The 16,954-nt window shown below is 41.8% G+C and carries 14 protein-coding genes and 2 rRNA genes; 3 read left to right on the top strand and 13 right to left on the bottom strand.

Annotated elements, in window-relative coordinates:
- Positions 1–12 precede the first annotated feature (12 nt).
- From plsY to BUQ87_RS12510, 4 genes are all read right to left on the bottom strand, one after another.
- A complete protein-coding gene (plsY, locus tag BUQ87_RS12495) occupies positions 13–615 on the bottom strand; it encodes a glycerol-3-phosphate 1-O-acyltransferase PlsY (RefSeq protein WP_038267418.1) in 603 nt (200 codons plus the stop codon).
- 163 nt (positions 616–778) lie between these two features.
- The gene (locus tag BUQ87_RS12500) at positions 779–1,381 is read right to left on the bottom strand and encodes a GDYXXLXY domain-containing protein (RefSeq protein ID WP_052636328.1); all 603 of its coding nucleotides are present in this window, start codon (positions 1,379–1,381) and stop codon (positions 779–781) included.
- Complete coding sequence (locus tag BUQ87_RS12505) at positions 1,371–2,447, bottom strand: DUF2157 domain-containing protein (RefSeq protein ID WP_038267419.1); 1,077 nt, start codon at positions 2,445–2,447, stop codon at positions 1,371–1,373. Before BUQ87_RS12505 ends, BUQ87_RS12500 begins: the two co-directional genes overlap by 11 nt.
- Positions 2,448–2,553: 106 nt before the next feature.
- Positions 2,554–3,663, bottom strand: a complete 1,110-nt coding sequence (locus tag BUQ87_RS12510; RefSeq protein WP_038267421.1) for a PIN/TRAM domain-containing protein — start codon at positions 3,661–3,663, stop codon at positions 2,554–2,556.
- A gap of 337 nt (positions 3,664–4,000) precedes the next feature.
- Between BUQ87_RS12510 and BUQ87_RS12515 the strand changes: the two genes are divergently transcribed.
- Entirely contained in the window at positions 4,001–4,396 is a 396-nt protein-coding gene (locus tag BUQ87_RS12515) for a nucleoside triphosphate pyrophosphohydrolase family protein (RefSeq protein ID WP_038267424.1), read from the top strand.
- Between the two features lie 59 nt (positions 4,397–4,455).
- On the opposite strand, the gene disA is transcribed toward BUQ87_RS12515, so the two are convergent.
- From disA to BUQ87_RS12545, 7 genes are all read right to left on the bottom strand, one after another.
- Positions 4,456–5,532: a DNA integrity scanning diadenylate cyclase DisA gene (gene disA, locus BUQ87_RS12520; RefSeq protein ID WP_038267426.1), complete on the bottom strand. Its 1,077-nt coding sequence runs from the start codon at positions 5,530–5,532 to the stop codon at positions 4,456–4,458.
- 2 nt (positions 5,533–5,534) lie between these two features.
- The gene (gene radA / locus BUQ87_RS12525; RefSeq protein WP_038267428.1) at positions 5,535–6,905 is read right to left on the bottom strand and encodes a DNA repair protein RadA; all 1,371 of its coding nucleotides are present in this window, start codon (positions 6,903–6,905) and stop codon (positions 5,535–5,537) included.
- Positions 6,906–7,099: 194 nt separating this feature from the next.
- On the bottom strand, positions 7,100–9,547 hold the full coding sequence (locus tag BUQ87_RS12530) for an ATP-dependent Clp protease ATP-binding subunit (RefSeq protein ID WP_038267430.1): 2,448 nt from the start codon (positions 9,545–9,547) through the stop codon (positions 7,100–7,102).
- A 19-nt stretch (positions 9,548–9,566) separates the two neighbouring features.
- A complete protein-coding gene (locus BUQ87_RS12535) occupies positions 9,567–10,604 on the bottom strand; it encodes a protein arginine kinase (RefSeq protein ID WP_038267433.1) in 1,038 nt (345 codons plus the stop codon).
- A gap of 13 nt (positions 10,605–10,617) precedes the next feature.
- The gene (locus BUQ87_RS12540; protein ID WP_200774469.1) at positions 10,618–11,151 is read right to left on the bottom strand and encodes a UvrB/UvrC motif-containing protein; all 534 of its coding nucleotides are present in this window, start codon (positions 11,149–11,151) and stop codon (positions 10,618–10,620) included.
- A gap of 54 nt (positions 11,152–11,205) precedes the next feature.
- A complete protein-coding gene (locus tag BUQ87_RS15855) occupies positions 11,206–11,304 on the bottom strand; it encodes a hypothetical protein (RefSeq protein WP_159434332.1) in 99 nt (32 codons plus the stop codon).
- Positions 11,305–11,372: 68 nt separating this feature from the next.
- Positions 11,373–13,373 carry an elongation factor G gene (locus BUQ87_RS12545; RefSeq protein WP_038267438.1) on the bottom strand — a complete coding sequence of 667 codons (2,001 nt, stop codon included), beginning with the start codon at positions 13,371–13,373 and terminating at the stop codon, positions 11,373–11,375.
- Positions 13,374–13,692: 319 nt separating this feature from the next.
- On the opposite strand from BUQ87_RS12545, the gene BUQ87_RS12550 reads away from it, so the two are divergent.
- Positions 13,693–14,523: a PHP domain-containing protein gene (locus BUQ87_RS12550; protein ID WP_038267441.1), complete on the top strand. Its 831-nt coding sequence runs from the start codon at positions 13,693–13,695 to the stop codon at positions 14,521–14,523.
- Positions 14,510–16,525, top strand: coding sequence for a ribonucleoside-triphosphate reductase, adenosylcobalamin-dependent (nrdJ, locus tag BUQ87_RS12555; protein WP_052636331.1), 2,016 nt, complete (start codon positions 14,510–14,512; stop codon positions 16,523–16,525). Before BUQ87_RS12550 ends, nrdJ begins: the two co-directional genes overlap by 14 nt.
- Positions 16,526–16,655: 130 nt before the next feature.
- Here the strand turns inward: nrdJ and rrf are convergent.
- Positions 16,656–16,772 (bottom strand): 5S ribosomal RNA (gene rrf, locus BUQ87_RS12560).
- Between the two features lie 46 nt (positions 16,773–16,818).
- Positions 16,819–16,954, bottom strand: a 23S ribosomal RNA gene (locus tag BUQ87_RS12565); the annotation flags it as partial.

The following is a 16,954-nucleotide window of genomic DNA, read 5'->3' on the forward strand; positions in this document are numbered from 1 at the left end:
TTGCCTCCAAATCTATTTTTCGTGTCCCTTTACAAGCCTTTTTATGTTCTCCTTGTGTCTCCATATTATAAGCACTGCCGCAAGAGCTGTGAATATAACGCTCCCCTGGGGAGCTCCCTTTAAAAAAGTTACCACCGCAATTACTGCTCCAAGGGCCATAGACCTTATTGACACTATGCTTGTGACCGGCCTAAGAGCAAAATACACGACAAGCCCTGAAAATACCGATATTGGCTCTATGGCCAAAAATGCGCCAAGCGTCGTATTTACCCCTTTTCCTCCATTAAAGTTTAAAAACGGAGTATAGTCGTGCCCAAGTATTGCAAAAAATGCATTAAGTGCTATAAAATAGCTCTTTTCCATGTCCACATCAAAACTCTTGAATATGATCATCGAAATGAGCACGGGAAGCAGCCCTTTTGCAACGTCCATTGCCTGAGTAATGGCCGAGAGCTTTTTTCCTGCAGCTCTTCTTACATTGGTGGAACCTATATTTCCGCTTCCAGTGACCCTTATGTCGATTTCCTTGAACTTCTTGACAATCAAATATCCACTTGGAATCGATCCACATAAAAAAGACATTATAAGAGATGGCGCTACTACTGCAATATTCATAAACTTAAAACCTCCAAAATCATTTCGCAAAACTGCAGATTCTATTTTCTACACAGTTATTAATTATACCATGTTAACTACCTGCATTGAAACATGGAGTATGCAAAAAGGCCATTCATGCAGACAAAGCGGAATGAATGGCCTTTTTAGAATGCTGCTCTTTTCAGTTTTCAATCTGCTCACTAGGGAATATCTCTTCTAAAAGGGCATATCCCCTGTATACCTTTGCCCTTGCCGATAGCGTTCCCTCTCTCGACATCTTTTCAAGGTCTTTTCCAGTGTTTTCAGGTACAAAATACCTGTCTATGTTGTATCTTAAAAATATGGTATCGTATGCAACGCGGCCATCTTCTCTTTCCCCTTCCGTATGCTCAGCTCTGTATACAAGCGTGTATATGTCCCTTATTTTGCTTTTTAGGTATATTCCACTTTGGGGCCGTTCAAGGCTTATACTGTCCACAATATGAAATTCCCCTTCTTTTTTGAGCACTGCATATACCGTGCGATTTTTATATTTTTCAAGTTTTTGGATGTCCTTTTCATTTTTTATATCATCTGGAAGCTTTTCTATCTCCACCTCATTTATCTTGTATGAAAGAGCCACATAGTCGCCCCTGAATACGTCCCTTGGGTCATACGGCATAGTCTCCACAATTATTTCATCCCCCATTAGCTTTGCGGTAATTGGAATTACAGTCATCGAAAGCAGTATTGCTATGGGCAGCAAAAATGAATATACAAATCTTCTCTTTTTATCACTCGCCATCTGCTTCTCCTCGCTTTCTCATATTTTCTATATAGTATCCAAATCCCAGAAGCACAAGACCTCCCACCATGAAAAACAGTGACTTTGGCATGAAGTCATAAAATGTGTCGAAATAGTATCTGAATATTATAATGCATATGAAAACTACTGCGCTCACATGTGGTCTGCTTGCAAGCCATAAAAACCACGCTATGAGCAAAATCCCGAATATGACCGCCACTGTATTCGGCCTTGAAACATACGACAGATCCGCCCACATGTCCTTGTAAGTCAGCATTATTCCTGAAATTCCCATGAATATTATGCCTTCAACCCTGAATATATTCTTGTTTAGCGCTATGGGAATGTAGTACATCGCCGCGCCCGCTGCAAATATTAAAAGCGTAGTATATACCCCTTCAGCATTGTATCTGTCGGCCATATATATTATAAAATTGACCAGAAGTAGATTTGTAAAAAACGTTCCTATTTTGGAGTTTTCGATGTATCTGTTCAAATAGTAATATGCAGGTATAAGTATTATAATTGGATATGCCATATTCCAAAATTCAAACCGTCCGCCAAGGTACACTATTACGAGTATCTGCGAGAATACAAACAGTATCCTGTCTGAAAAAAATGCTGCCATTGGAATTATTCCAATGCCCCAAAGCAAAAATGCACTGCTGAAATGCCCTCCATAGTTGAATGTCTGACCATTTAGGAATATTCCCGACCCAAATATAAGAGATGATATGTAAAGCATACTGACAGATATTTTGGGATATTCATCCTCAAGCCTGTATGATGCATACATTGACACCAAAAATGCAACCATTACCACTGAAAATTTCACAGGCTTTGACAACTGTTCCCAGTTGCTCGCTATAAAACTCATGAATCCAAGCCCTACAAGTACGGCTCCTATTGTAACCACTATCTTTACAAAATTGTTTTCGCCGCTCACCTCGTAAATGTCCATAATCTGTGCATGCTGGCTCTCGTCTATTATGTCACGATTTTGATATTCTTCAACTTCCCCTTTAATAAAGGTATGAAGTTTCTTATTTATCTTCCTCTTTTCCAAAACCGCCACCCCCTCATCTGGAAAATTTCGCAATAAAAAAGTATGCCATAGTAATATATGACATACCCCATTAAATGCATTCCAACCCATATGCGCCATTGAGTAATTATTCTCCAGGCTTTGCAAATATCATTCTTCCTGCGGCAGTTTGAAGTACAGATGTCACAAGTACCGTTATTGTCTTTGTCATGTATTTCTTGCCACCTTCCACAACTATCATAGTACCATCGTCAAGGTAGGCTACTCCTTGACCTGATTCCTTTCCTTCCTTAACTATCTGGACGGTCATGCGTTCTCCTGGAATTGCAACAGGTTTCACCGCATTTGCCAATTCATTTATGTTGAGCACCTTTACCCCTTGGAACTGAGCGACCTTGTTAAGGTTGTAGTCGTTAGTCACCACTTTTCCGCCAATCACTTCAGTTAGCTTAAGCAGCTTGCTGTCAACTTCCGCAATGTCTTCAAAATCCTTTTCGTATATTTCAACCTCTATGTCTTCCTCTTTTTGAAGTGCATTAAGTATGTCCAGCCCCCTTCTTCCTCTGACCCTTTTAAGGTCATCCGAAGAATCCGCTATATGCCTTAATTCTTCAAGCACATATGTTGGAACTATGAGCTTTCCCTCTATAAAGCCGGTCTTGCATATGTCCAGAATCCTTCCATCTATTATGACGCTCGTATCCAGTACTTTTGGCATGGCCTCAAATTCGCCCTTGCCCTTTTCTTTCGAATCCTTTTCTTTAGGATTTGAAATTTTGCTGAGCATGCCAGCTATGTTGAAAAGTTCCTCCTTGTTCTTGTTCACTATACGTCTTCCAAGGTTCATTCCAACATATCCCACGAATATATAAAGGGCCACGGATATTGTCGTCCCTATTATAGGCACCGATATTTGCATTATAAGCTGGCTTATAAGATATGCTATTACAAGCCCTATTATAAGTCCTATTGATCCCATTATTATCTCCATCGGAGGAAGCTTTGACATCTCACCTTCCACCCAGTTGGCCATATCCTTGCCTTCTTTTATTATCCATGGAGACACTATAAAAAATATAAATCCCATTATCATTCCAGAAATCGCAGCTCCCAGTATCTGATATATCTGAGAGTCTTTTACGAGCCCTGGAAAAAATCTCAAAACGTAAAAGTATAATGCAACGCCGACAGTTATCCCTATAAGCGATGCCAGCCCTCTTATTATCTTTCCTATCACGGATTCACCTCCCAACAAATTATTTTTGACTATTAACTACATTGCCTCTTAAATATACTCAATTTTATAACAGTTATTCCATTTTGTCAAAATATACAGCATTAGAAATTCATTAAAAAAACTGGCCTGTAGCTTTTAATATTTACTTAACAGGGTATATATACCCTGCTAGCTTTTTATTCATCACTTATTTCCATATGTTTTGCCTTTATATGTATATTTGTTTCATTAAATCTCATTTGACCAGCTACATCATTACGTATTATACTAAGCATAGGCTTTAAATTAATTTTCTTTTTTTATTATATAAAACATTATATTCAGGGGTGAGTTGATTATGTCCAATTTTAGTTTTAATGAATTCGAGGAAAGAGTAAAAGATTCGCTTGTCAGACATAAGAGTATTCTAGACATAATAACAAAATTACAAGAAAGCACTTCAAAGGTGAACAGGGCTATAGTAAAGTCAGCAACCGCCTGCGGGTGTGTCCAGATATGCGCAAGCAAGCAGGACATCCCTAACGAAATCTCCTATAGCGAGCTCTCTTCATTCCTAGACAGCCATATAAGCGGCTCTCTTTGTGAAAATTGCAGGGATGTCGTGGAAACAGAACTTGGGAACCACCTTTTCTATGTGGCTTCGCTGTGCAATGTACTTGATGTGAATTTCGAAAGTATAGTTAAAAAAGAATATGATAAAATAGGGGCTCTTGGTAAATATTCACTTCTCTAGCCTTGTATAGGTCTAAACTTTAAAGGACATTTCTTATGGTTGAAATGTCCTTTCCCTTTTTATATATGTCTGTCAAGAAGAACCTGTTCTTGTATTCTTCTTAGCCCGTTTCTTATTGACTGGGCCCTTACCTCACCTATTCCGTCAACGGCGTCAAGCTCTTCTATAGTGGCTTTGAGTATTGACTGGAATCCGTTGAAATCCGATACCAGATTTGCAACCACGCTGCTTGGGAGTCTTGGTATCATATTGATAACCCTGTATCCTTTAGGGTATACCGAAAGGTCCAGATCTGATGTTATTTGTGAGTATCCGAGAAGCTTTACTATGTTTGAAAGGTCTATAAGGTCTTCTGAAGAGAGGCTTCTCATTGACTTCTTAAATTCTTCATAGTCTATTTCCCGATTTATGTTGTAGTCCTTAAAAAGAAGCTCTCCATCCTCTTTTACGCTTCCAATAAGCTCGTCCAGCTGCATGCTCACAAGCCTTCCTTCATCGCCAAGCTCTATTATGTATTTTTCAACCTCATCCATTATCCTCATTACCATTTCATTCCTCTGTATTACCGTGACTACGTCGTAAAGCGTCACAAAATCTTCGAATTCAAGAGCACTGAGGTTTATCATCCCCTGATCAAGCACAGACTTGTATTTGTCCAGCGTCTGTATTGCCTGGTTGGCCTTTGCAAGAACCTCTGATATCACAGTGACTATATATTTCGAATACCCCTGATACAGTGTTATTATATTCCTTCTTTGGGATATCGATATTACCATTTTCCCGGTCTGTCTTGCTACTCTCTCTGCCGTCCTGTGCCTTATTCCAGTTTCCTTTGATGATATTGAATGGTCTGGTACAAGCTGCGTATTTGCATATAATATCTTTTTTCCATCACTGCTCAGTATTATGGAACCGTCCATTTTTGCAAGCTCGTAAAGATATGCAGGTGAAAAATCCGCATTTATATTGAAGCCGCCTTCCACTATACTCATTACATCCTCGCTGTCAGCTACAACTATAAGAGCTCCAGTTTTAGCTCTCAATATACTTTCAAGGCCTTCACGAAGCGGAGTGCCTGGTGCTATCATCTTGAGAGACTTCAGTTTTTCCTTATCTTTCATAAATATATTCTGCATGCCTAACCTCCCAAAATAACATCTAAAGCTTCTCTTATACTTTGTACCCCAAATAATTGTATCCCTTTCATTTTTTCGATCCCCTTAATATTATTTTTTGGAACAATTGCTTTGGTAAAACCTAGTTTTACACATTCCTTTATTCTCTTTTCAATAAAGTTCACGCCTCTCACTTCTCCAGTAAGCCCTACTTCTCCTATCGCCACAAGACCCTGGTCTATTTCGCGGTTTCTAAATCCAGATGCAATTGAAAGTACTATCCCAAGGTCTATGGCCGGTTCTGCCAGCTTTATTCCCCCTACAACATTGAGGTATACATCCTGCCCCTGCACCTGCATTCCGGCCCTCTTTTCAAGCACTGCCAAAAGAAGCGACATCCTGCTACTGTCAACTCCCGTACACATTCTTCTTGGTATTCCAAAACTGTTTGGCGATACCAGCGCCTGTATTTCAGCAAGCATGGGTCTTGTGCCCTCCATTGTAGAAACTATCACAGAACCCGGAACCCCTTTTGGCTTTTCAGAAATCAGTATCTTGGACGGATTTTCAACCTCCATAAGCCCAAGCCCGCTCATTTCAAATACCCCCAGTTCGTTTGTCGATCCAAACCTGTTCTTTACAGCCCTTATCATCCTGTATGTGTTATATCTGTCGCCTTCAAAATAAAGCACCGTGTCCACCATATGCTCTAGCAGCCTTGGCCCCGCTATAGAGCCGTCCTTTGTGACATGGCCCACTATGAACGTCGCAATGCCCATGCTTTTCGATATCTTCATAAGAAGCGATGTCGCCTCTTTTACCTGGCTTACGCTTCCCGGAGTTGATGTTATATGCTGTGTAAACATAGTCTGTATTGAGTCCACAATCATATAGTCAGGGCTCAGGCTCTCAACCTGAAGCCTTATGACCTCAAGATTGCTCTCCGCCATTATATAAAGGTTCGGACTCGATATCCCAAGCCTCTTTGCCCTCATGCTGAGCTGATAGGCTGACTCCTCGCCTGAAATGTAAAGCACCTTGAAATTCTTATTCGCAAGATTTTGGGACAACTGAAGAAGTATTGTGGATTTTCCTATTCCCGGGTCTCCGCCTACAAGCGTGAGAGATCCTTCTACTATTCCTCCTCCAAGCACCCTGTCCAGCTCTTTTATTCCACTGCTTTGCCTGTCCTCATCCCTTGCCTCTATCGAATCTATTGGAACTGCACGGCTTATCCCGCTTCCTATGGATGAAAGCGATGGCTTGACTGTTTCCTTTTGGTTTACAGTCTCCTCAAAGCTGTTCCAGCTCGAACACTCTGGACATTTTCCCATCCATTTGGGAGTTTCAAACCCGCAGTTTTGACATATGAATTTAGTTTTTATTTTGGCCAAAAAAACAACCACCCTTCGCGCCTGCATAAACTCTTAATAACAATCTATTTATAGGATATCAAAATTCATATCATATTTACATAGGTATGTTGACTATTATGAAAAATAATCAATATAATGCCATAAAAACGGGAGCCTCGCACGGCTCCCTCTGTATTTTATAAAACATGTCCAGCTGATAGAATATTCTGCTTTTAACCCAATACCTTCGTACTGAATTTAAGCTTTCCATCTTCTCTACTTATTAAAAAATGCTCTCCTTTTTTTATGTTTCCTTTGAGCATCTCTTCAGATATCCTGTCTTCAAGATACTTTTGTATAGCCCTTTTGAGGGGCCTCGCCCCGTATTCAGGGTCAAATCCTTTTTGAGCTATGAATTCTTTTGCCTCTTCTGTAAGCTCCATTTCTATGTCCATATCCTCGAGCCTCTTTCTCAGCTGTCCTATCATTATTTCCACTATGTTGCCTATGTCTCTTTGAGTCAGGGCGTGGAACACTATTATATCATCTATCCTGTTTAAAAATTCAGGTCTGAAACTCCTTCTGAGCTCATTCGTCACATTGTCTTTCATTTTTTCATATTCGCTTTTTTCCTGCTTTTCCTCGTCCACTCCGGGAGTGAATCCAAGTGATTTTTGCCTTTTTATCGTGCTGGCCCCTACATTCGATGTCATTATTATCACTGTGTTCTTAAAGTCCACTGTCCTTCCCTTCGAGTCTGTAAGCCTTCCGTCGTCAAGTATTTGAAGCAGGGTATTAAATACGTCCGGATGGGCTTTTTCTATCTCGTCAAATAAGACTACCGAATAGGGTTTTCTTCTCACCTTTTCAGTAAGCTGTCCGCCTTCTTCATGGCCCACATATCCCGGAGGAGATCCTATGAGCTTCGATACGGCATGTTTTTCCATGTATTCCGACATGTCTATCCTGACCATTAGGTCTTCGTCTCCAAACATTACCTCTGCAAGGGCCTTTGTAAGCTCTGTTTTACCCACCCCCGTAGGTCCTAGGAATATGAACGAACCTATAGGCCTGTTTGGGTCCTTAAGGCCCACCCTGGCCCTTCTTATGGCCTTTGCAACGGAATCTATGGCCTCATTCTGCCCTATGACTCTCTTGTGAAGAGTCTCTTCAAGTTTTAACAGCCTTTGTGACTCCTCCTCCTGAAGCTTTGTAACCGGTATGGATGTCCAAAGCGATACTATTGACGCTATATCCTCTTCAGTCACTTTTTCAGATAAACCCTGGCTTTGCTTCTTCCATTCGTCCTTTACCGACTTTAGCTCTTCCTTGAGCTTTTTCTCCTCATCCCTTATGTTTGCGGCCTTTTCAAAATCCTGCATGCTTATGGCCTCTTCCTTTTCCTGTGCGAGATCCTTAATCCTGTCCTCAAGCTGCTTTATTCCGTCAGGTGCCGTATGCCTTCTAAGCCTTACTTTTGAGGCCGCCTCATCTATCAGGTCTATGGCCTTGTCTGGAAGGAACCTGTCTGTTATATACCTGTGTGACAGTTCTACTGCAGCCTTTATAGCCTCGTCTGATATCTTCACATTGTGGTGTGCCTCATACCTGTCCCGAAGGCCGAGAAGTATCCTTATCGAGTCCTCCATGTCGGGTTCCTCTACAATGACAGGCTGGAATCTTCTTTCAAGCGCCGGGTCCTTTTCGACATGCTTCCTGTACTCGTCTATTGTAGTTGCACCTATAACCTGTATCTCGCCCCTTGCAAGCGACGGCTTTAGTATGTTGGATGCGTCTATGGCCCCTTCGGCTCCTCCTGCTCCTATTATAGTGTGGAATTCGTCTATGAAAAGTATTACATCCTTGGCCTTCATGAGTTCTTCCATAACTTTTTTGAGCCTTTCTTCAAACTCTCCCCTATACTTGGCCCCCGCTATCATGGAAGCCATGTCTACCGCGACTATCCTCTTGTTTTTAAGAATTTCCGGGACATCTCCCTTCACTATCTTTTCGGCAAGCCCTTCCACCGCCGCAGTCTTTCCAACTCCGGGATCACCTATTAGCACAGGGTTGTTTTTAGTCCTTCTGCTGAGTATTTGTATTACCCTTTCTATCTCCTTTTCTCTTCCTATCACCGGGTCCAGCTTGCCTTCCTCCGCCTGGACCGTAAGATCCCTTCCAAACTTGTCCAGCGTGGGAGTGCTCGCAAACGACTTTTGATATGGTTCTTCTGCTCTGCTCGACTTGCCTCCCCCTCCGAGCACATTGAGTATGTCATTTATAAGCATATTCAGGTTAATTCCCATCTCCTGAAGTATTCTGACCGCTATGCCTTCCCCTTCCTTTATTATTGCCAGCAGAAGGTGCTCTGTTCCAACATAGCTGTGCCCCAGTTTTTGAGCTTCCCTTACGCTTATTTCAAATATTCTCTTTGTTCTTGGAGTAAACCCGAGGACCTGTACTCCCGAAGTTCCCTTGCCTTCTATTTCCTCTATTGATTCCCGTACACCTTCAAGCGACACCCCGAACTTTTCCAGAGTCTGGGCTCCCACACCGTTTTTTTCTGCAAGTATTCCAAGAAGTATGTGCTCACTCCCCACAAAATTGTGGCCCAGACTGCTCGCCTGCTTTCCTGCAAGGTCGAGCACATCCTTTGCTCTTTGAGTAAAGTTGTTAAACATATCGCATCCCCCCTCTTATCTACTTATCCTCAATCATTTTTTCCAACTGCTCTCTTATGAACCCGGCCCTTTTCACATCGCGCTCGCCAGGGGTCTTTGGATTGAACATCTTTAGCTGATGGGCCGGCTGTATCCTTATGAACAGCAGGTCTATCTCTCTTGTCGAAATGTCCTTTATATATCCCATCTCTATGCCAAGCTTTACATTTGAAAGCAGGCTCATTGCCTCTGCCGAATCCATTACTCTTGCACTTTGAAGGGTTCCCAAAGATCTGAATATCTTGTCCTCCAGCTTTATTCCCTGATTTTTTTTCAGGAAGCTTCTTGCTTCAATCTCCTTCGACACAAGCTGCTTTGCAAGGCCCGTTATATTTGCAAAAAGTTCCTTTTCATTCCTGCCGAGTGTAAGCTGATTTGATATTTGAAATATATTTCCTCTCGAATTGCTGCCTTCTCCATATATTCCCCTTATGGCAAGACCTATCTGGTTTGCCGCCTTTAATACTCCGTCCATATACCCCATTTCCACAAGAGCTGGAAGATGCATCATTATCGAAGCCCTCATCCCAGTTCCAACGTTAGTAGGGCATGCGGTAAGATATCCGAACCTCTCGTCAAATGCATAGTGCAGACGTTCTTCAAGCACATCGTCAACCTTGTCCGCGATGTCCCAAGCCTTCTCAAGATTCAGTCCCGGAAGTATTGTCTGTATTCTTATGTGGTCCTCTTCATTCAGCATTATGCTCACAGTTTCATCTTCTTTTATAAGAACGGCTCCCATTTCAGTCTTTGCAAGTTCCCTGCTTATCATATGCTTTTCTATGAGCATTACACGCTCCAGCTCGTCCATATCCTTCATGTTGTGTAGGCTGAACTGATCTTTCAGCGCGCTGTTTCCACTCATCACTGCGTCCTCGACCTCTTTTGTCACCTGGGCGGCCTCCCCAGCCTTGAGCTTGTTGCTGAAGTAGTAGTTTGAAAGGTTTCTTGCAAGCCTCATTCTAGAGCTTATAACCACATTCGATTCATCCTCATTGGCTTTAATCCATTTAGGCAATTTTCTCCCCCCTTTACATGTTTGAATCCAGATCTTTTTCAAGTCTTTTTATGTCGTCTCTTATCTTTGCCGCATTTTCAAAATCTTCACTTGCAATCGCCTCATTCAGCCTGTCTTTAAGCACGCCTATCTCTTTTTGCATTCTGAGGCTGCCGGCAGCCTTTTTAGGCACTTTTCCCATGTGCTGAGTTGAGCCCTGTATTCTCTTTACAAGCGGTAAGAGCTGATCTTTGAATGTGTCGTAGCATTTGTGGCACCCAAACCTACCTACATTTTTGAATCTGTTGTATGTGCTGTTGCAGTTAGGGCATATCTGCTCCTCCTTTACGGAAAAGACATTGTCTATGTCCACATCCATTATGCTTGAGAATATGTCTTGTACTGAAAAAGGAATACTAAAATCCACTTTCATGCTCTTTTCCTCTTTTGCACAACTTTCGCAAAGATGCCTTTCCTTCTTAATTCCGTTTTTTATCTCCGTAAGATGTAAAGTAGCCTGTTTTTGATTGCATTTTTCACAAAGCATTGTAGCACCCCACCTTCTCAAATTGTATTTATGAGTGTGTTCCTAAGGATGTTGGCCCTTATGAGATTTCTCTCTTTAAGGCTGAATGTTTATGGCCCTGTCGCTCAGCGCCGCAAGTATTATTTTTTCTTCTCTACTTGTTATTATTTCCCTTTCTCTCAGGCTTTTAACTATTTTTTAAATTTAAAAGGTCAAATGCAAACGCATTTGACCTTTTGTCTTTAGTTTTCACGGGCAGAAAATTAAAGCTTCACTTTTTCTTTTTCACTTTTTGCAGACTCTATTACCTTTTCAACCATATGAGGTGGGATCTCCTCATATCTTGCAAACTCCATCTCAAAAAATCCTCTTCCCTGTGTCATGGACTTAAGGTCTATGGCATATTTAAATGTCTCAACCTGAGGAGCCTCAGCATATATAGCCTGCTTACCCTTTCCACAGGGCTCCATTCCAAGTATCCTTCCCCTTTTCTTGTTTATATCACCCATTATATCTCCCATATAGCTTTCAGGAACTACTATCTTCATTTTCATCACCGGCTCCAAAAGCACCGGCTGTGCAATCTCCATCCCCTTTTTAAATGCCATGCTTGCAGCCATCTTGAATGCCATCTCTGACGAATCCACATCGTGGTACGAACCATCATAAAGAGTGGCCTTTATGTTTGTAACCGGAAACCCTGCAAGCACTCCGCTTTGCATGGATTCCCTGATTCCCTTTTCAACCGCTGGGATATATCCCTTTGGGATCGACCCTCCAAATATTTTTTCCTCAAATACAAAGTCTTCCTCCGAGTGTTCAAATTTCATCTTCACATCACCGTACTGTCCATGTCCTCCGGTTTGCTTTTTATGCTTACCCTGCACATCCGCCTTGCCCTTTATGGTCTCCCTGTACGGAACCTTTGGGTCCATGAGCTCTACTTCTACTCCGAATTTTTTCTTTAGCTGCTCCCTTATGCTGTTTATGTGTATTTCCCCCTGACCTCCTATAAGGGTCTGCTTTATTTCACTGTTTCTGTACCACTGTATTGAAGGGTCTTCCTCCATTATCCTGTGAAGACCTGTACTTATCTTATCTTCATCCCCCTTGCCAAGCGACCTGAGCGCAAAGTATATCTGCGGCTTTGGAAACTCTATTCTTTCAAACGGCTCATGGTCAGAATCTATTGAAAGTGTATCTCCCGTTTGAGTGTCCGAAAGCTTTAAAAGCACAACTATGTCGCCCGCCATGGCCTTTTCTATTTCAATCTGCTGGCCGTTTATCATGGTGTATATGCGGCCTAACCTTTCCTTGGTTCCCTTGCTTACATTATATAGCTCACTATCCGGAAGCATTTCTCCTTCACTGACCTTTACAAACGACATCCTTCCCACAAACGGGTCTGATACAGTCTTGAAAACAAATCCCGAGAATTTGTCAGTAACATGCTCGTATCCCGCATCTATCGGTGACGGCATGTAATCCCACACCATGTCTAAAAGAGTGTGTATTCCTATATTCTTTGCGGTTGAGCCGCAAAGCACTGGTATTATGTCGCCTTCAAGAACCCCTTTTCTAAGCCCTGCATGTATCTCTTCTACAGTGAAGCTTTCTCCCTCAAAATATTTTTCCATTAGAGACTCATCACTTTCAGCAACAGATTCCATAAGCATTTCTCTAACGGGACCTATTTTATCGTTCATATATTCAGGCACATCCACCGTGACGCAGTCATTGCCGTTGTATTCTCTTGCAAACAAGTCAACTACATTTACAAAGCCCTTGAAGTCGTCACCTTTTGCCATAGGTATGTGGAATGGAGCTATCTTTTTGCCGTATCTTTCCCTTAACTGTTCAAGTATATTCTCGTAGTCAGCCTTTTCGCTGTCTATTTTATTTACAAATATGAATCTAGGAGTGTTGTTTTCATCAGTTATTTCAAGTGCCTTGTCGGTTCCCACCTGAAGGTCAGATGTGCCGTCTACAACTATTATGGCTCCCGCCGCCGCCCTCATTGCAGATATCACATCCCCTATAAAGTCAAAATAACCCGGGGTGTCTATGAAATTGTATTTGTGTCCGCTCCACTCAACTGGAACAAGATTCAAAGTCGACGTCATTTGCGACTGTTCATCTGGCTTTGATATTCTCGTTGTAATCCTGTTTGTAAACAATATGGCCTCTGTAAGATTAGACTTACCGGATCCACTGTGGCCCAAAAAAACAACATTTCTAACCTTGTCCGCCTCGTAAACTTTCATAACTTCATCTCCCCTTTTATAATATATATTTTTGAAAATACATAAAAGCACTCCCACATGCATTCCTGGAAACGTTAACATCCGTTTTTTTATACCCAATTAAGTTTTGCTTAATCTTGAGCCTGCAAAGGCATATCTCCTCACCATTCCGTCCAAAGTGCATATATAACACTTGCAACTTTCGATTCCCTTATGGGTATAATTATATAATATAGATTCAAAGTAATATCAATCTTTGGCGGGAGCATGTGGATGTTCACACATCCATACCTGTGATATATATCTCAGCATTTTACAATAATACAGTAGGGGTGAAAATATGAAACTTATAGACATGCATATTCATTCAACATATTCCGATGGAACCTATTCTCCAAAAGAAATAGTAGACCTTTCACTAAAAAAAGGGCTCTATGGAATTTCCATAACAGATCACGACTGCGTGGACGGCCTGCCCGAAGCAGTAGAATACTGCAAGGACAAAAATATAATTTTCATACCCGGAATTGAGTTCAGCTGCTTTCACAATGACGAAGAAGTCCATATACTTGGATACAATATAGAGTGGACATACGCTCCCCTGCTGAAACTTTGCCAAAAACTTCAGGATGCCAGGGTTCAAAGGGCAAGACTCATTATAGAAAAGCTTCGCAATATTGGCTTTGATATAGACTATTCAGATATTGAAAAATACCCGGCCAATTCAGTAGGCAGGCCCCACATAGGACAGGTTATGGTCGACAAGGGATATATCGGCTCGGTGTCAGAGGCATTTGAAAAGTACATAGGTTCTGGCATGGCTGCATATGTTGAAAGGTACAAGCTCTCGGTAAGCGATGCAATAAATATCATAAAGTCTGCCAAAGGCCTCAGCGTAATAGCCCATCCGTTTTTGATTTCAAACCAGGATTCAATAGATGCAATTGCCCGTATGGGAATAGACGGCCTCGAAATCTACCATTCATCCCACAGCAGGGACATATCTAAAAAGTACAAATACATGGCAAAGAGGTTAGGGCTCATAATTACCGGCGGCTCCGATTTTCACGGGCGAAACAGCGACTTTGACTTTTTTTCAAACACCGGCATAAAACTGGATGAAATGGACTCTTCTCTTTTGAAAGGGGTACTTCTCAATGGATTGCGATAAATGCCCTCCGGCATGTACGTTCACAGAAAAATATAAAGGCATCCCTTCACCCATGAGTAATTTGGGCAAATTCATATACTACAAGTCCTACTCTAGATGGAACAGTGGAAAAAATCGCATGGAAAGATGGCATGAAACTGTAAAAAGATCTGTCGAATATAACTGCAGCCTTGTCAAAGTTGAAGAAAAGGAAAAGCTGATGCTACTTGACAATATGTTTTACATGAGACAGTTTCTGGCGGGACGCACTCTTTGGATAGGTGGGACTAAAATGGCTTCAATAAGCCCAATGTCAAACTACAACTGTGCATTTATAGTTCTCGACGATATCGACTGCTTTATGGATATATTTTACCTGCTTATGCTTGGCTGCGGTGTAGGGGTAAGGATATTAAAGGATGACTCCTATAAAATGTCCCCATTTCGATCGGATTTTAATATCATACATAAGGACTACGAGCCAGTTCCAAAGCATAAGAGGATTACAAACACATCACTTGAGTTCATAGGGGAAAACACATGCATAGTAAAGGTCGGCGACAGCCGCGAGGGCTGGGCCAATTCACTCGACTTCATGCTAAAGCTCATTTCAAAAAATGAGTACAGATTCATAGATAAGATAGTTTTTGACTATGACAATGTCCGCCCAAAAGGCGAACGCCTTGAGACATTTGGCGGTTTTGCAAGTGGACACGAAACCCTCTTGGAAATGTTTTCAAAGATATCCAGTATAGTCAAAATGAGAATACCCACCGGTTCCTTGCAAAAACTAATGCCTATAGACCTTTTGGATATTGTAAACATAGTTGGCGAAAACGTCTCAGCTGGAGGGGTCAGGCGCTCCGCAGAAATGATAATCATAGACAGCAGCGATAACGAATGCATATCCTCAAAGCTGGACATATACAGGTATGACGAGGAAAAACGAATTCTAAACAGAGCCCTTGCACATAGAAGGATCAGCAACAACTCCGTATACTATTCCTCAAAACCTTCACGCCAAAGACTCCATGACCACATGTCAATGATAATGGAAAATGGCGAACCGGGAATACTAAACTCGGCCTCAGCCCTTAAGCGAAAACCTACTTTCAAGGGGATAAACCCATGCGCGGAGGTTCTGCTTGATTCAAGGGGTGTTTGCAATCTGACAACAGTAAACCTCATGGCATTTGTCAAAAATAACTCTCTCGACGTCAAGCCCCTTTGCACCGCACAAAGGCTTTCTGCCCGCGCTGCGGTTCGCATGAACAGCGCCACACTCGAGCTTTCAAAATGGGACAATATCAAAAAAAGAGACCAGTCTATAGGCTGCTCTCTCACTGGATGGCATGACATGGTCAGCGTCACTGGCATGAACATCAAAAGTCAAATAAGCCTTTTAAAAAAACTCAGGGACACAGCTAGAAAGGAGGCCTTTGAATACTGCCGATCTCTAGGCAGACCTCTTCCAGACCTTGTTACTACAATAAAGCCCGAAGGGACACTCAGTCAAATGGCAGGAGCTTCTCAGGGAATACACTATCCATATGCCAAATATTATATGAGGCGAATAAGAGTGCACTGTAAAAGCCCCCTTTCCGAAGCTTTCAAGTCACACGGCTATACCGTAATAAATGATCCTTCTGAAGATCTTGACATAATAGAGTTCCCTGTTAAAAGCAGTTCAAAAATTACAGCCTATTCCGCAGGGGCAATCAGACAGCTCGAAAACTACAGTATGTTCATGCGCCACTATGTAGATCACAACTGCTCTGTCACAATAAGCGTCAAAAAAGACGAGTGGAATGCTGTTTCAGATTGGATATGGGCAAATTGGGATGAAATAGTTGCAATAAGTATTATGCCCTACGGAAGCTCTTATTATCCCTTTATGCCTTGTGAGGCCATATCAAAGGAGATGTATGAAAATGCAATCTCCAAAATAAAAGACATAAGTGAAAATGAAATCGAAAGCGCAATAGGATGCATACAGCCTTCACCGGGTTCTTGCTGCTATTGATCCTAAATCCTTTTTAAAATTCATAGAACCATAAACAAACAAGCATTTACAAAAAAAGATCCTCTCAATAAGATTGGATCTTTCATGTTTTTAGTAAATAAAAAAACCTCCGAAATATCGGAGGTCTATCACGCAGCCACGTCCTATTCTCCCGGGACCTTCCGGTCCGAGTACCTTCGGCGCTAAGGAGCTTAACTTCTGTGTTCGGTATGGGAACAGGTGTATCCTCCTCGCTGTAATGACTGCATTATGAAGATTTATCGAACCTTCAAAACTGCAAAGTTTTAATATTATTGGTCAAGTCCTCGATCTATTAGTACCCATCAGCTGAATGCATTGCTGCACTTACACCCTGGGCCTATCAACCAGATAGTCTTTCTGGGATCTTACCTTCTATGAAGTGGGAAATCTTATCTTGAGGTTGGCTTC

This window comes from Peptoclostridium litorale DSM 5388 (assembly GCF_900141635.1).
Lineage (GTDB): Bacteria > Bacillota > Clostridia > Peptostreptococcales > Peptostreptococcaceae > Peptoclostridium > Peptoclostridium litorale.

Bases quoted from the DNA above. Each gene is read 5' to 3' on its own strand.
- plsY (WP_038267418.1), bottom strand. From the start codon at position 615: ATGAATATTGCAGTAGTAGCGCCATCTCTTATAATGTCTTTTTTATGT.
- BUQ87_RS12500 (WP_052636328.1), bottom strand. From the start codon at position 1,381: ATGGCGAGTGATAAAAAGAGAAGATTTGTATATTCATTTTTGCTGCCC.
- BUQ87_RS12515 (WP_038267424.1), top strand. From the start codon at position 4,001: ATGTCCAATTTTAGTTTTAATGAATTCGAGGAAAGAGTAAAAGATTCG.
- disA (WP_038267426.1), bottom strand. From the start codon at position 5,532: ATGCAGAATATATTTATGAAAGATAAGGAAAAACTGAAGTCTCTCAAG.
- BUQ87_RS12530 (WP_038267430.1), bottom strand. From the start codon at position 9,547: ATGTTTAACAACTTTACTCAAAGAGCAAAGGATGTGCTCGACCTTGCA.
- BUQ87_RS12545 (WP_038267438.1), bottom strand. From the start codon at position 13,373: ATGAAAGTTTACGAGGCGGACAAGGTTAGAAATGTTGTTTTTTTGGGC.
- BUQ87_RS12550 (WP_038267441.1), top strand. From the start codon at position 13,693: ATGAAACTTATAGACATGCATATTCATTCAACATATTCCGATGGAACC.
- nrdJ (WP_052636331.1), top strand. From the start codon at position 14,510: ATGGATTGCGATAAATGCCCTCCGGCATGTACGTTCACAGAAAAATAT.